10 protein-coding genes and 1 pseudogene are annotated in these 14,642 nt (G+C 62.3%); 7 read left to right on the top strand and 4 right to left on the bottom strand.

Translation table 11 applies throughout. The features are described from left to right. Positions 1 to 13: 13 nt before the first annotated feature. The 3 genes from ERC79_RS06010 to ERC79_RS06020 form a co-directional block, all read right to left on the bottom strand. Positions 14 to 1,339, bottom strand: coding sequence for an MFS transporter (locus ERC79_RS06010; RefSeq protein WP_131576597.1), 1,326 nt, complete (start codon positions 1,337 to 1,339; stop codon positions 14 to 16). Positions 1,340 to 1,456: 117 nt separating this feature from the next. Then, complete coding sequence (locus tag ERC79_RS06015) at positions 1,457 to 2,125, bottom strand: YoaK family protein (RefSeq protein WP_131576598.1); 669 nt, start codon at positions 2,123 to 2,125, stop codon at positions 1,457 to 1,459. Positions 2,126 to 2,189: 64 nt separating this feature from the next. Then, positions 2,190 to 2,459, bottom strand: coding sequence for a transposase (locus ERC79_RS06020; protein ID WP_165497042.1), 270 nt, complete (start codon positions 2,457 to 2,459; stop codon positions 2,190 to 2,192). Positions 2,460 to 2,570: 111 nt separating this feature from the next. On the opposite strand from ERC79_RS06020, the pseudogene ERC79_RS23340 reads away from it, so the two are divergent. The 5 genes and pseudogenes from ERC79_RS23340 to ERC79_RS06050 all read left to right on the top strand — a co-directional run. After that, positions 2,571 to 2,771: pseudogene (locus ERC79_RS23340) on the top strand (transposase); the annotation flags it as partial. A gap of 213 nt (positions 2,772 to 2,984) precedes the next feature. Further along, complete coding sequence (locus tag ERC79_RS06030) at positions 2,985 to 4,622, top strand: FAD-dependent monooxygenase (protein WP_131576603.1); 1,638 nt, start codon at positions 2,985 to 2,987, stop codon at positions 4,620 to 4,622. Then, complete coding sequence (locus ERC79_RS06035) at positions 4,619 to 5,020, top strand: RidA family protein (protein ID WP_131576604.1); 402 nt, start codon at positions 4,619 to 4,621, stop codon at positions 5,018 to 5,020. The genes ERC79_RS06030 and ERC79_RS06035 overlap by 4 nt, the downstream gene beginning before the upstream one ends. A gap of 87 nt (positions 5,021 to 5,107) precedes the next feature. Next, positions 5,108 to 6,067 carry an MBL fold metallo-hydrolase gene (locus tag ERC79_RS06040; protein WP_131576606.1) on the top strand — a complete coding sequence of 320 codons (960 nt, stop codon included), beginning with the start codon at positions 5,108 to 5,110 and terminating at the stop codon, positions 6,065 to 6,067. A gap of 688 nt (positions 6,068 to 6,755) precedes the next feature. Continuing rightward, a complete protein-coding gene (locus tag ERC79_RS06050) occupies positions 6,756 to 8,120 on the top strand; it encodes an MFS transporter (RefSeq protein WP_131576608.1) in 1,365 nt (454 codons plus the stop codon). 753 nt (positions 8,121 to 8,873) lie between these two features. On the opposite strand, the gene ERC79_RS06055 is transcribed toward ERC79_RS06050, so the two are convergent. Beyond that, positions 8,874 to 10,289: a PLP-dependent aminotransferase family protein gene (locus ERC79_RS06055; RefSeq protein WP_131576610.1), complete on the bottom strand. Its 1,416-nt coding sequence runs from the start codon at positions 10,287 to 10,289 to the stop codon at positions 8,874 to 8,876. A 655-nt stretch (positions 10,290 to 10,944) separates the two neighbouring features. Here ERC79_RS06055 and ERC79_RS06060 point away from each other — a divergent pair. Both ERC79_RS06060 and ERC79_RS06065 read left to right on the top strand, forming a co-directional pair. After that, positions 10,945 to 12,291 carry an MFS transporter gene (locus ERC79_RS06060; RefSeq protein WP_131576612.1) on the top strand — a complete coding sequence of 449 codons (1,347 nt, stop codon included), beginning with the start codon at positions 10,945 to 10,947 and terminating at the stop codon, positions 12,289 to 12,291. Positions 12,292 to 12,800: 509 nt separating this feature from the next. Beyond that, complete coding sequence (locus ERC79_RS06065) at positions 12,801 to 14,153, top strand: lipase family protein (protein ID WP_131576614.1); 1,353 nt, start codon at positions 12,801 to 12,803, stop codon at positions 14,151 to 14,153. Positions 14,154 to 14,642: the final 489 nt, after the last annotated feature.

Genomic DNA, 14,642 nt, shown 5'->3' on the forward strand with positions numbered 1-14,642 from the left:
ACCGGTCGGGCGATCAGAGTGCGCGGTCCTTCGTCTCGACCAGCGCCTTGGTGCACACGAAGCTGACGACGCCGAGCACCGCGAGCATCAGGCCGATCGCGAAGCTCCCGAAAGCCGAAGCCAGTGGTGCCGCGATCAGCGGCGGGATCGCGCCACCAAGCACACCCGCGAGGTTGTAACCGAGCCCGGCGCCGGTGTAGCGGTAGCGGGTGTGGAACATCTCCGGCAGGAGTGCACCGCACGGCCCGTAGGCCATCCCGAAGATCGCCAGCGTCACGCACATTCCGATGACGAACGCCGCCGGGGATCCCGTGTCGAGGAGCGGGAACAGGGCCAGCGCCCAGCCGACCGCGAGGACACAGGACAGCATGATGACCCGGCGGCGCCCGATCCGGTCCGAGTACAGCGCCGAGACGACAATGGCCGCACCGAAAACGACCGCCGCGACGATGCCGACCACGAGCACGAACGGGCGACTGAACCCGAGGGTCTTGGTTCCATAGCTGGTGAGGAACGCGGTGCCCATGTAAAAGAACGCAAACAGGGTCGCCAGCGCACCGGCCGAGAGCAGGATCTCCTTGGTCTGGTGACGCCACGCGTCGAGGAACGGCAGCGTCCGCGGTCCGGATGCGGCGGTCTCCGCCTGCTGCGCACGGAACACCGGGGTCTCCTCGATGGCCAGGCGCATGTACAGGCCGATGCCGACCAGGACGATGGAGAACACGAACGGCACGCGCCAGCCCCAGGTGAGGAAGGTTTCGTTGGCATCGCCGAGCACAGCTCCGGTGATGAGGAAAGTGCTACTGGACAGTATGAATGCGATGGCCGGACCCAACTGCGGGAACATCGCGTACAGCCCGCGCTTGTCCGGCGGCGCGTACTCGGCGGTGAGCAGTGTCGCACCGGCCCATTCGCCGCCGACAGCGAAACCTTGGCCGAATCGCAGCAGCACCAGGATGATCGGTGCGGCGACACCGATGGTCTCGGCTCCGGGCAGCAGACCGATCAGGAGCGTCGAAACACCCATCAGCAGCAGAGTCGAGACGAGCGTCTTCTTGCGCCCGATCCGGTCACCGTAGTGCCCGAACAGCATCGCACCCACCGGTCGTGCGATGAACGCGACCGCGAACGTCGCGAACGATGCGACCGTGCCGGCCGTGGAACCGAGCGCCGGGAAGAAGACCTTCGGGAAGACCAGTGCGGCGGCTGTTCCGTAGATGAAGAAGTCGTAGAACTCGATCGTCGTGCCGATGCAACTCGCGATGGCCACTCTGCTCACGCTGGTGCGCGGGGGTGGGGTGGCAATCGCGGAGTCGGCCGATGGCGACACAGTCGTCATGGATTCCTCTTCTCGAGCCGTGCGTGACACCGGGATTGGCGTCAGCGACTGCTGAGGAAAGGTAGTGACTTGGATCACTTCGCAACTACCCCCGAAAAGGGGGTGGGGTGATCCCCGTCACCCCCACCGTCGGGAGACGGCGGGCATGCCGGGCGGCATCCGGGCAATCGCCACCGTCAGCACGGCGCCCCACAGGACCGCGATCCACAGCGCACCCAGCCCGATGAAACGGTGCGCGGTGGCGCCCAGGAATGCGCCGGCCACCATGGCCACCCACAGCATGAAGTACCGCAACCACCCCCAGCGTTCGCCCCCACTCAGCGCGGTCACGAGGCGTTGACCCATCTTCACCAGCGTCCCCGTCATGTAGGTCAGGCTGATGCTCACCTCGCCCTCACGTTCGAACGTGGTGTTCTCGGCACCCATCGCCGCGACCATGAAGGAGATCGCGAGCGGGGTCGAGCCGACGAGGTGGGCCGTCGCGGCCGCGAGCAGCAGTACGGTCACGAGCGACAGCACGGCGGGCCGGTGACGGGCTCCCGCACGGCGGCCGGTCACGGACCCGATCATCACGCCGACGATGAAAAGCCCGACGACCCCCGCGCCCGTCAAGGCCGTGTGCACGAGGCCGTCGGCCGCGGACACGGCGAGCTTGGTCGAGTTTCCGCTCATGAAAGAGACGAAGAACCCGCCGAGAGTGATGAAACCCATCGCGTCCACGAATCCGGCCATGCCGGAGAGGAATACCGCGACGACGATCAAGCCCCGCGGATAGTGAATCACCATGTCTGGACGATAGTCCCGAGGCCGCATGACCACCGCCCTGGGCATCGCGCCTGGAGCGTGTCTCCTATTCGTCGAGGGACCTCAGCCAGATGCGCACCGCCGAGAGGACCACACCCGCACGGTAGGTGGGTCCGAGTTCGTCGTAGCGTGAGGCCAGTCCACGCCACTGCCCGAAGGTCGCGGAGGACTGTTCGACGATGTTGCGGCCCTTGTATTTCGCGGTGTCAAAGCCGACCCGGCAGCCACCGCGGCTGCCCCGCCGGAGGCGGTAGCGCTTCTGGTCGTCGGGTTCGGGCTCGTCCAGACCCGATCCGGGCACCGACAATGCGTTCATCAGGATCGGGAACATTGGCGAGTTACCGGCCTGACCTGGACCGATCAGCAGGACGAGAGGGCGGCCCCGACCTCCGCCTCCCTCAATCGAGTTCGTCTGCGAAGCGCTCTTCGGATGTCGTGGCCCGGGTCGACAACACTGCGGCACTCAGTCTACGACCAGTCCGATTCGAATTCTGTTCACACTCAATATGATCGGACGATCAAAGAGCTCGACGAGAAGCTCCCGAACGTCGCCGACCACCACGACGGAGCCGCCCGAGGCGATCTCCTCCCGTTCACCGGATCCCCGAAACGGATCTGGCGAAAAATCTCCCGCACCGCGGCGACACCCCCGACGCCGCCAGCGAACCCGCAGAGGAGGTCACACCTGCCCGGCACAGGACCCACCGCAGCTCCAAGCCTCGACAATTGGACTGCTACTCAACCTTGAAACCGGACTGTATCGCAGTCCGATTTCGGAACTAGGCTCCTGACCTGAGGAAACAGGGGAATCCCCCTTGTGAACAGATACGGAAGGTGATCGATGGACAGCCCCGTGATGATTGTCGGGCGTGGACCGGTCGGCATGACGACTGCGCTGCTGCTCGCTCGCTGGGGCGTACCCAGTGTGATCGTTGATCCGATGCGCGCAGATCAGACTCTGCCAGGTTCCAAAGCCGTCCTCATCGCAGGACACGTGATCGCCATAACGGACCCGATCGGCATCGGTACCACCATCGCCGATGAGGGCGTTGCCTGGACGAAGACACGTACATTCATTCGGGGCAAGGAGATCTCGGCAACCGATGTGTCGACGGCTCCCGGTTTGCTTCCCAAGCTCGTCAACCTGACCCAAAAGCGCGTCGAGGAACTCTTACTCGAGCGACTGCTTGCCGAACCCCTGATTACAGTCATGTCCGAGTCCACCGTGCTCGATTTCGTCGACGACGGGGACCGTGTCAAAGTTCGGGTCGAAACATCATCTGGGGAGAAAGTGCTCACGACCTCCTGGTTGGTGGGGTGCGATGGTTCACGGTCGACCGTTCGCAAGACGCTCGGCATTCCCTTCGAGGGTTACGGCCACGAGGAGAACTTCTTCATCGTGGACATCAGTGCTGATCTGCCTTTCCCCAACGAGCGACACTTCCACTTCGACCCGGAGTTCAACCCCGGCCGAACCGTTCTCATCCATCCTCAGCCGAACTCCACGTGGCATCTCGACTGGCAGGTCGGGCCGGACGTCGACGCTGAAGAGGAGAAGGCATCCGGAAGGCTCGACCAGCGAATTCGGTCGATCATCGGAGGCGTCGACTACGACCTGCACTGGTTCACGACCTACCAGTTCAAGCAGCTGCGTGCCCGTGACTTCCGCAAGGGGCGCTGCTTCCTTGTCGGCGATGCCGCGCACCTGACAAGCCCCTATGGGGCGAGAGGCATGAACTCGGGTCTCGCTGACGCAGAGAACCTTGCGTGGCGCCTGGCGCTTGTCGTACGTGGCGATGCAGCTGAGAGCCTTCTGGACGGCTACAGCACCGAGCGTGAGTACACTTCTACGGAGAACCTCGAAATCACTGGCGCGACTGCACGATTCATGTGCCCCGGTACAACTCGGGAACGCCTCACTCGTCGGGCCACACTGGCAATCGCTAGGATGATCCCCGCTGCCCGTAGTCGGGTTGACTCCGGGCAGATCTATGCCGCCGTCACGTACCCACCCGCGCTCCTCGGGTCGAATACCGAAGACAGTAGCGGTGTATCTGTCGGCACAATTGCCCCGGACAGCGTCATCCGAGCTGCCGACTCGTCTGTCACCAGGCTCGGGCAGCTCCTGCGCCACGGCGTTGCCCTGTTGATCTTCGCCGGCAGTGATCCCGCCCGACCCGGCGATGTTGCGAGGGATGTTCTCGACTCGGTACCGCCCGAACTGCCCTTCACTGTCGTGGAAGTCGTGCGTGGCGTGCCATCCGATACAGGCACCAGCCGTCACGTCCGAGTTCACGATGTCGACGGGTCCCTGCATGCGCAATGGTGTCCTCCGAGGGTTCCGGCCGACGGGCTGGCATACATCATTCGGCCGGACGCGTATGTCGCCGCACGGTCACCGTTGAACTCGAGACGAATCACCAACGCCCTCGACTCGATCTTCGAACTCCGAGTACCCGAGAAAGGAATGGTCCAATGACCAACACCGCAATCACCGCCGAGAACCTACCCAACGCTGCGGCTGAGAAGTTCCGCTATTCGTTCGGCGTGCAGTCCGGATCTACGCTGCGCATCTCTGGCCAAGTTGCTCTGAAGGAGGGCGCTGTCGTCGGAGTTGATGACATCGCGGTCCAAGCTCACCAGGTCTTCGAGAACCTCAAGGCCGTGGTCGAAGCCGCCGGTGGATCGATGCACGACCTCGTGGAGACGACGACCTACGTGACCGATCGCAACCACCTGGGTGCGGTGAATGACGCGCGGGTCGAGTACATCGACGGTCCCGTCCCTCCGACGAGCACCCTCATCGTGGTCGCTGGTCTGGCACGACCGGAGTTCCTCGTCGAAATCAGCGCGGTCGCTGAGCTCGGCTCGAACTGACTTCCCGCCGCCCCGGTATGCCCGATCCATGTGGCGGTCTCACCGGGGCGGCGTTGTCTCAACACGATCACATCGAAAGGAAACCGCATGAGTATGGATTTCGCGTCCTCAGCAGATCTCGGCGAGAAGGAACAGATGCTGGAGGTGCTCGCGGACGGCGTCTACGCACTCACCGCCGATGGGGACCCGAACATCGGCGCAATCGAGGGCGACGATTTCCTCGTCTGCTTCGAGGCGCTCGCAACCCCTGTAGCCGCGAGCAAGTGGCTTGCTCGGCTTCGGGAGCACACGGACAAGCCGATTCGCTACCTCGTCTTGTCCCACTATCATGCCGTTCGTGTGCTCGGTGCGTCCGCGTTCAACGCAGAGCAGATTGTCGCCCACGAGACCACGGCAGCCCTCATCGCCGAGCGCGGCAAGGAGGACTGGGAATCGGAATTCGGGCGGATGCCCCGATTGGCGGCTGGTGCCGAGACCGTTCCCGGGCTGACATGGCCGACCGTCACGTTCGCGGACCGCATGACGATCAACTTGGGAGAAAAGCGGGGCAACCTCGTACTTCAGCACTTTGGTCGTGGTCACACCGAAGGCGATATCGTCGCCTGGTTGCCCCGTCAGAAGATCCTGTTCGCCGGCGATCTCGTCGAAGCTCAGGCCGCTCTCTACACCGGTGACGCCTTCCATCGCGAGTGGTCCACGACGACCCTTGACGCTCTCGAGGCACTGCAGGCAGCCGTGCTCATCGGCGGTCGTGGTGCTGTGTCACACGGTCGCGAGGCGGTCGACGGAGCGATCGAGCAGACGCGCCACTTCATTCAGGTGATGCTGGCAGAGGTCGGTGCGGTGCAGCAGCGCGGGGGAACTCTCAAGGATGCGTTCAACGCGGTCCACTCAGCACTGTTCGATCAGTACGGGCACTGGCCCATTTTCGAACACTGCCTTCCGTTTGATGTTTCGCGAGTGTGGGACGAGTTGTCCGGGATCGAACGTCCCGTGATCTGGACCGCGGAGCGCGATCGGCAAATCTGGGATCAGCTGCAGGGGTAGGAAGCGCCACTGGCTACCGGCGTCGGCGTGGCATCGGTGGGTATTGATCGGACTGGATCGGTCCGTACTCCAGCTGCCCGCTGCAGTCAGGTGGCGCTCAAACCCACCCGAGGACGAATTGCGCACCCACCGGCCATTCGCTCACCGGGAGCAATAGTCCGCACCGTGGACGATGTTGTGACACTGCACAACATCGTCGCTCAGCGACACAACGACAACACCAGACTCCCCCGTGAAACGAGGAACTGGGCCGGAGGGCGAACCGATGTGGATCACCGCGGCCGGCACAGACGTTACGAACGTGCCACGCTCGTTCGGTGCCGGATCCTATACCGGCACCAGTCTTCTCCGCTGTGGACTACCTGGGGAACATCAACCTCGTTGCTGCAGAACAGTATCGAAATCCAGGCACCCGAGAAGACTTCACCTACACCCTCACACCGGTCGTGCCGACCGTGCGGGTGGAAGCCGATGAACCCACTCATCTCATGACCCCGAAAAGCCCTGGGACGATGTCGGCTTCACCGCATGGTTCAACCAGACCGGGCAACCGGCCTCGTCAGTATGCGTCGGGCTGGACGATGAGGCCACCCGACTTCATCCAGATCCGAGATGCCACCCCGACCGCCTAGCCGGGGCCCTAATGCAGTCTGTGCCCCACTCATCCACCGAAACCAAGCGAGACCCAATGACCACTCCCAATCCCGAAGCAGGCGACGCAACGTCAGGACGCCGGCGCGCGGTGATCTCGAGCTTCGTCGGCACAACCATCGAATGGTACGACTTCTTTCTATACGGATCCGCGGCTGCGCTGATCTTTGGCCCGCAGTTCTTCCCGTCACTGAGTCCACTGGCGGGAGCGTTGGCGTCATTCGGCACCTTCGCCGTCGGATTCATCGCCCGCCCTATCGGCGCTATGGTCATGGGCTACTTCGGCGACCGAGTCGGCCGCAAATCAGTCCTCGTGGCATCGCTGATGCTCATGGGACTGTCTACCGTCCTCATCGGTCTCCTGCCCGCCTATGAGTCGATCGGCGTCTGGGCGCCGATCCTCCTGATCGTCTTGCGCTTGCTTCAGGGAATCGGTGTCGGCGGCGAATGGGGCGGCGCCGCGTTGATGAGCGTCGAGCACGCACCCAAGGGCCGCAGAGGACTCTTCGGTGCATTTCCCCAGATGGGGATGCCGGCTGGCATGATCTTTGCGAATCTTGCCCTTCTGACGGTCAGCACGTCGATGCCGCAAGAGCAGTTCGCGTCCTGGGGGTGGCGGATCCCATTCCTTGCCAGCGCCGTCCTGATCCTTGTTGGCCTGTACATCCGCATCGGCGTCGAAGAGAGCCCCTACTTCAAGAAGACACTCACCGCCGCGGCGGTTGTCCGAAATCCGATCTCCGAGGTATTGAAGAACCATTGGCGAGCAGTGCTCCTCGGCGGCGGAACCTTCATCGCGTCGAACGCCATCGGTTACCTCTTCATGGTGTATCTGTTGAGCTACGGGACGAAGACCCTTGGGCTCGAGCGGAACACTGTGCTGATTGCCGCGCTGATAGGTTCAGCGACCCAGTTCGTCATGCTTCCCGTATACGGGTATATTTCGGACTTCGTAGGCCGAAAGCGTGTGTACCTCTTCGCCACTGGCGGGACTCTGGTCTGGAGCCTCGCGTTCTTCCCCTTGATCGATACGCGATCGACCCCGGTGATCATCCTGTCCGTCTTCGTTCTGGCACTGCTTGTTGCAGGCACATTCGCAGCGCAGGGAGCGATGTTCTCCGAACTGTTCCCAACGAGTGTCAGGTACTCGGGAGCTTCCCTCGCGTATCAGATCGGCGCAGTCTTCGGCGGCGGGTTCGCACCGATGATCGCCACTGCACTGCATGGCTCCTTCGACACCAGCGCACCGGTGGTCATCTATATGGTGACTCTGTGTGTCATCAGCCTAGTTTGCATCGCGCTGATCAGGGAAACCTCCGCCCGCAGCCTCGATGAGTTCGACCAACCTTCTGCACCTGGAGGGGCAGAGCAGCGTCGTTCCGCAGTGCAGCACATCGCATAGCGACGGCGTAGGCCTGTGGGCGAGTCCAGCAGCGTGCTGGACTCGCCCACAGGCCTTTCGGGGCCAGGCCTCCCTTGCCTTCTCGAAATGGCTCACTCTGGCGGCACGTACGGCACCCGATGGCGAACCACACCGCCCGTGCAAGGAAAACCGCTGCGGTAGCGCCTTTTTCATCGCCAAGGTGTTCGATACAGGAAAGACGGAGGAGCCGTCGACGATAGAGTGGTCGACGATAGAGTGGTCGACGATAGAGTGCAGGTATACCTGGCCGCGCTTCGCGCCGCCGGACTTCGCTCGATCTGCGGCTCCGCCCTCGTCGCTGTTGCGCCTGTGGGCGCGCCACCTGCCACCGTCGACGGATCCGGCCCACTTTCTCCACGTCCAGGTGGGCGATGTGCCGGACCAGGTATCGCCCGTTTCCAGGTCTCGATCCGTTCAACGATGTCGAGTGGTACTGCGTTCGGGCTGGTGCACGGGGCCAGGACCGGCACTGGGGCGCCCTCGCCAGCATCGCCAGCAGTCGTCCCATGCACTGGCGCAGGCCCGAGATTCCCATCTCGGCGGCGACGTGAGCGTGGTGTGTATGGGTTCAGGACGTGTTTGACCCGGTAGTCATCGGGACAGACCCGACCGGTCACCGACCCGGGGGATCGCGATGCGTGTCTTCAACAGCAGCCTGAACCCGATGGAAGACCGACAATCGACAACACTTCATCAGCCTTAGATCCAAAAAATGTACTTGCAGTCAGCGGTTCACAATTCGCTTGCAACCATGGCGAGGGTTTCTATGCCCTTCAAAATTCGATGTGCAGGTATGGCGCCGTACCCAAGGACAATACTACGGCGGTCCCTGTATTCGATCGGAACCTCTTCACTCATACAATATCGGGATACCGGATAGATTCGAACCTGCCGCCGAGCTGACAATTCCGTGAACTCTGACACTGATCCCGCCCCAAGATCCGCCATCAGATGAAGCCCCGCCGAGATACCCCGCACGTCTACGTTCGGGAAGAACGCCAACATCGCCGCGACCATTTGCTGCCGACGATTGGCGTACTCCTTGCGCATTCGGCGCAAATGTCTTTCGAATCCACCACTGGAAAGATATTCCGCGAACGTCAGCTGACTTATCGCAGAAACGCTGGGATCAATGGCACGCACCGCATCCAGAGCTAAGTCTCTCCATTGCGGCGGAAGGACCATCCAACCGATCCGCAGGGCCGGTGCCAGGCTCTTACTGACGGACCCAATCAGCACAACTCGCTCCGGACACATTCCTTGGATTGCGGCGAGCGGGTGGCGGTCGTATCGAAATTCGGAGTCGTAATCGTCCTCGATAATGACGCCATCGACCGCTTCTGCCCACTCGATCAACGCAGCTCGTCGTCTTGGCGACATCACAGAACCAGTGGGGAACTGGTGCGCAGGTGCGACAAGTACTGCGCGCGCGCCACTCTTGATCAAATCGGTGACCATGAGACCCTCGTCGTCGACGCCAACAGCGATGGGGTCCAAACCAGAACCGTCAAACGGTGCCCGGAGCGGAATCCAGCCGGGGTGCTCGACCGCGATGCGATCGAAGCCTCGTGCATGCAGGGTTCTCGCCATAACCGATACCGCATGCACCGCCCCGTTGGTGATGACCAGGTCATCGGCAACAGCGACTACCCCCCTCACGCGCCCAAGGTAGGCCGCCAGGGCCGCTCTGAGATCTCGGATGCCGGATGCCGGACCGTAGTCGAAGGCCGAGGTTGGAGCGGCGGCAAGCGCTGATTTTGCCGCCGCGAGCCACTCATGCCGGGGAAACAGCGACAGGTCGGGGGTTCCTGCACCGAAATCGTATCTCCACGAAGTGTTTCCGAATTCAGGTTGCCGGGGGCGATCACGAGTCGGAGCTATCGCCTGAACATAGGTTCCCGACCCTGTCGACGAGACGAAGTAGCCCTCTGCAACCAGCTGCTCGTAGGCCTGGACGACTACCCACCGGGAACACCCGAGTTGATCCGCCAGTACACGCGTCGCGGGCAGCCTTGCACCCGTAGGCAGTTGACCCCGTCGAACAGCTGCTCGCAAGCTCTGCTCGAGTTGGCGAGTCAGGCTCGGATGCCCCGACGATCGATTCCATTCGATCCCCAACCGCGGAGAATTGGTCTTGTCTTCTGGCACAAAAGTGGACTATACCACTGACCGATTTGCTGAATACGCTTCTGAAACCCGTTGAGCGAGGGCGAATTTGCCCCGTGAACAGATCGGAAAAGGTGATCTATGGACAGCTCCAAGATGGTTGTCGGGCGCGGACCGGTCGACATGACACCGGCGGTGCATGCCACGGGGATTGGTCCACCGACACTCTCGATGAGATCCAATCGCTGCCGCCGCGAAGTTACTGACCGGTGGACACGGCACCTTGGTCCGCGGCCTCGACGATGTCAGTACCGTAATCGGCCAAGATAGCAGTACTGCCGACAGCAGGTGGTGCTGTACAACCACACTCACTGCAGTGTCAAGTAGTTCCAACATGGGCCATCGTCGGCACTCGACGACGAGCGCTGCGCGCACTCTTCGCCGTGTCACGTGGGCGAGACCAACTCTCAGGTACCAAACATCCAATCGTCCGAACCGCTGAGCACGACCACGCGGTGCGGATTCGCTGCAAAGGCGGCAACCACGAGTCCTGCGACGAGAACCCTCCTCTGTCGCCGTCTGAACTGTATCGGTAGCCTCTTGAATCTTTGATGTGCCTCAACAGGAAGGGCTTCGCCCCCATTCGTCCAGGTCATGAAATACATGCGTTCTATCGAAATGAGACAGGTGAGAAACGATGAGCTCAACCCCAATCTCCGTTGACGCCAAAGGATCTGAGCGTCGACGCGCAGTGGTTTCCAGTTTCGTCGGAACAACTATCGAGTGGTACGATTTCTTCTTGTACGGATCTGCTGCTGCGCTCATTTTCGGGCCACAATTCTTTCCGTCACTCAGCCCTTTAGCGGGAACGTTGGCCTCATTCGGAACATTCGCTATTGGATTCATCGCTCGGCCCGTCGGAGCTGTAGTGATGGGTCACTTTGGCGACCGCGTCGGACGCAAATCTGTACTAGTTGCGTCGTTGATGCTCATGGGCGTATCCACAGTCTTGATAGGCTTACTTCCAGCCTACGAGAAAATCGGAATCTGGGCGCCCCTGCTACTCGTCATGCTTCGACTCCTGCAAGGCATAGGTGTTGGCGGAGAGTGGGGAGGTGCAGCATTGATGAGCGTCGAACACGCCCCGAAGGACCGGCGGGGGCTGTTCGGGTCCTTCCCGCAGATGGGAATGCCGGCAGGGATGATTCTCGCGAATCTAGCTCTGCTCGCGGCCAGCACCGCGATGCCGCAGGACCAGTTCGAATCGTACGGCTGGCGCATCCCCTTCCTTGCAAGTGCGGTCCTCCTCTTCGTCGGCCTGTACATCCGCGTCGGAGTCGAAGAGAGCCCCTACTTCAGGAAGGCACGCGACACGGAGTCGGTTGTCCGGAACCCTGTACGGGAGGTTCTGAAGCACCATTGGCGCGCAGTTGCCCTCGGCGGGGGAACATTCATTGCCTCGAACGCCATCGGGTACCTGTTCATGGTCTATCTTCTGAGCTACGGGACCAAAACTCTTGGAATCGAAAGAAACACCATGCTTGTCGCCGTACTGATCGGGTCGGCAACCCAATTCGTCATGCTTCCAGTTTATGGGTTCATATCCGATTTCATCGGCCGGAGGAAAGTGTACCTCTTCGCGACCGTAGGGATGCTTGTCTGGAGCTTCGCATTCTTCCCTTTGATAGACACTCGCTCAATCCCGACCATTATCTTCGCCGTATTCGTTCTTGCATTCATTCTCGCGGGGACATTCGCGGCACAAGGAGCCATGTTCGCTGAACTCTTCCCCACCAGCGTCCGCTATTCCGGTGCGTCACTTGCCTATCAGATTGGTGCAGTACTGGGTGGCGGATTCGCACCGATGATCGCCACAGCGCTACACGGTTCCTTCTCCAACAGCACCCCGCTAATCATTTACATGGTCTCTCTTTCCATCGTTAGCCTCGTTTGCGTCGTCCTGATTCGGGAGACATCCGCACGCGGACTCAACGACGAACACTCGGGCACGAATACGCAGGAGCATGAAAGTCTTGCGAGATAGGATCGCGAGGCGCAACCGGTAGGTGTCTCGAGGCAGATCACCGCGGCGGCGGGCCGCCGCGACGTTCTCGCCATGGCGGGCGATGCGCGGTTGTGCCCGCCCCGAACTGCAACCGCTGCCGGCGCGCAGGACGGCCGTAGACTTTCTCACCCGCAACCCTGCCGAGCTTGCCGCGGCATTGGGGAGGACAGGGATCTTCGGCCCGTTCTTGCCCCGGTCGACCGGTCAAAGTGCTCCTCTTTGCACGAAGGGACTGTGTATCCAGGAAACGAACCTCAATAGGGTTTGTCGACTGCGCCGCCGCCAGGCCGTCGGCGGGAAGCCCCCGCGGTATCCGGCGGGATCGCGCGACTCAGGATGACGTCGTGGTGAATGTGGGATGGACGCTTCGGCAGGCAATCGGAGCGTTGAAGCATGGCCCTGCAGCCATTTCAGGTGCGGCTGCGCTCTATGGCGATCATCGTGCGAAACGCCCCGTAACGGCCCGGCGGGTGGCTACGCTGCGACCCATGCGCAGATCGAGGATGTTGGCGGCAATCGGGGCGTTTTCAACTCTGGTGGCGGTGTGGGGTGGTGCAGTCACGCCTCCTGTGCTCGCGGGTGCCGCTCCGGTACAGCCGAGTGTCGACGACTTCTACCGTGCGCCGGACGGATTCGGAACGACAGCTCCCGGCACCATCCTGCGCGAACGTCCGATACAGCTGGCGTCCTACTCCGCGTTGCCTTTCAATGCGCAGGCATGGCAACTTCTCTATCGAACAACGGATCTCGCGGGCGATCCTATGGTCGCCGTGACCACCGTGATCCTGCCTGCCGGCACGCCTCCTCCCGGGGGGCGCCCGTTGCTGTCGTATCAGATGGCAACGGACAGTCTCGATCCCGGCTGCGCGCCCTCAGTCGCTATGCAGCCCGGGTCCGGACTCGAGGCGTTCGCCAGTCAGGGGGAGATGACCTTCGTCGGACAGGCTCTCCAACGGGGCTGGGCGGTTTCGGTTCCCGATCACGCGGGGCCCGTGCCGCGTGTAGGCACTCCACGTGAGCCCGGTTATGTAGCGCTCGACGGCATCCGGGCCGCGGAGCAGTTCGCTCCGCTCGGGCTCTCCGGGGCACAGACTCCGGTCGGGCTGTGGGGCTACTCGGGCGGCGGTCTCGCGTCCGCATGGGCCGCGCAAGTGCAGCCGTCGTACGCGCCGGAGCTGAACATACGAGGATTCGCTGTGGGCTCGCCGTCCCCGGATCCTGTGCCGGTCGTCGATCATCTCAGCGGAATGCCCTGGGCTGGATTGCAGACAATGGTTCTCGCGTCGACAGGGCGGGTATTCCCCGACGCGGGCCGTGAGATCGATGCACGCCTCACCCCGGAGGGACGCGCAGCGTTGGCCGCGCAGTCTGATCAGTGTGTGGCGTCCACGGTGGTCAACAACCTCTTTCGCGACAACACCGGTTACTGGACAGTCCCGTTGACGGAACTGTTGCAGGTGCCGGCGGTTGCCGCCGCCATCGAGCAGACGAAACTCGGCGGCACTGCACCCACGGCCCCCGTGTATCTGTACAGCGGCGTAAACGACGAGATCGTTCCGATCGCCACCGTCGATCGTCTGGCCGACACCTACTGTGCGGGCGGTACTCCGCTCACCTACCGCCGCGACGAGATCAGCCTGCATGCCACGCTCATCGTGACCGGCGCCGCGGACGCATTGAACTGGCTGGGCGACAGGATCGGTGGCGAGCCGAGCGCGCCGGGTTGCGATACACAAACACTGACCTCGACCCTGCAGGCGCCGGGTGCCGCAGAGACCTACGTGTCGACCACCCTGGGGACGGGTGACATCTTGATGGGCCGACCGATCGGGCCGCGGTAGATCGTCGGGTCACCTGTCTCTTCCGTTTCGGGCTCTTCCGATTTCACGGCGCCGCACCACGGTGTTCGCATCTCGACGACCCAGCAGCTCAGGGTATTTGACGCGGTCATGTCGGTCTCTCGTTCGACGTCGCGCGGCGCACATACAGCGCGAGGTCGTTGCTGTCCTGGCGTCGGGGCCGGCCAATTGCCGCCTCGATGTTGAGTGAACGGCCGGACGGCTCGACGAGTCGCCTGGGCACAAGTCATGGCTCACGAACGACTTATCGCGATACCTGCGCTGTTAGTGCACAGATTCGCGGCACTGCTGTCTGTGATCCGCACCCTGCTTGCGGCGGTGTGATCCCCGATGACACAGAGTGTCACGGCAAGCGACCAAGGCCACCACCTCGCCCCAGTAGCGGCATGACGCATAGCGGAAGGTGTTGCGCGGCAGTTGGATCACGCAGGTCCAGACGATCGCGCCCACCCCAGGCGGTGGCGTCGGCCT

The organism is Rhodococcus sp. ABRD24 (genome assembly GCF_004328705.1).
Classification (GTDB): domain Bacteria; phylum Actinomycetota; class Actinomycetes; order Mycobacteriales; family Mycobacteriaceae; genus Prescottella.

What these genes read in the sequence shown, in the direction of transcription:
- ERC79_RS06030 (WP_131576603.1), top strand. Translation starts at nt 2,985, where the DNA reads ATGGACAGCCCCGTGATGATTGTCGGGCGTGGACCGGTCGGCATGACG.
- ERC79_RS06010 (WP_131576597.1), bottom strand. Translation starts at nt 1,339, where the DNA reads ATGACGACTGTGTCGCCATCGGCCGACTCCGCGATTGCCACCCCACCC.
- ERC79_RS06065 (WP_131576614.1), top strand. Translation starts at nt 12,801, where the DNA reads ATGCGCAGATCGAGGATGTTGGCGGCAATCGGGGCGTTTTCAACTCTG.
- ERC79_RS06050 (WP_131576608.1), top strand. Translation starts at nt 6,756, where the DNA reads ATGACCACTCCCAATCCCGAAGCAGGCGACGCAACGTCAGGACGCCGG.
- ERC79_RS06040 (WP_131576606.1), top strand. Translation starts at nt 5,108, where the DNA reads ATGAGTATGGATTTCGCGTCCTCAGCAGATCTCGGCGAGAAGGAACAG.
- ERC79_RS06035 (WP_131576604.1), top strand. Translation starts at nt 4,619, where the DNA reads ATGACCAACACCGCAATCACCGCCGAGAACCTACCCAACGCTGCGGCT.
- ERC79_RS06015 (WP_131576598.1), bottom strand. Translation starts at nt 2,125, where the DNA reads ATGGTGATTCACTATCCGCGGGGCTTGATCGTCGTCGCGGTATTCCTC.
- ERC79_RS06020 (WP_165497042.1), bottom strand. Translation starts at nt 2,459, where the DNA reads ATGAACGCATTGTCGGTGCCCGGATCGGGTCTGGACGAGCCCGAACCC.
- ERC79_RS06060 (WP_131576612.1), top strand. Translation starts at nt 10,945, where the DNA reads ATGAGCTCAACCCCAATCTCCGTTGACGCCAAAGGATCTGAGCGTCGA.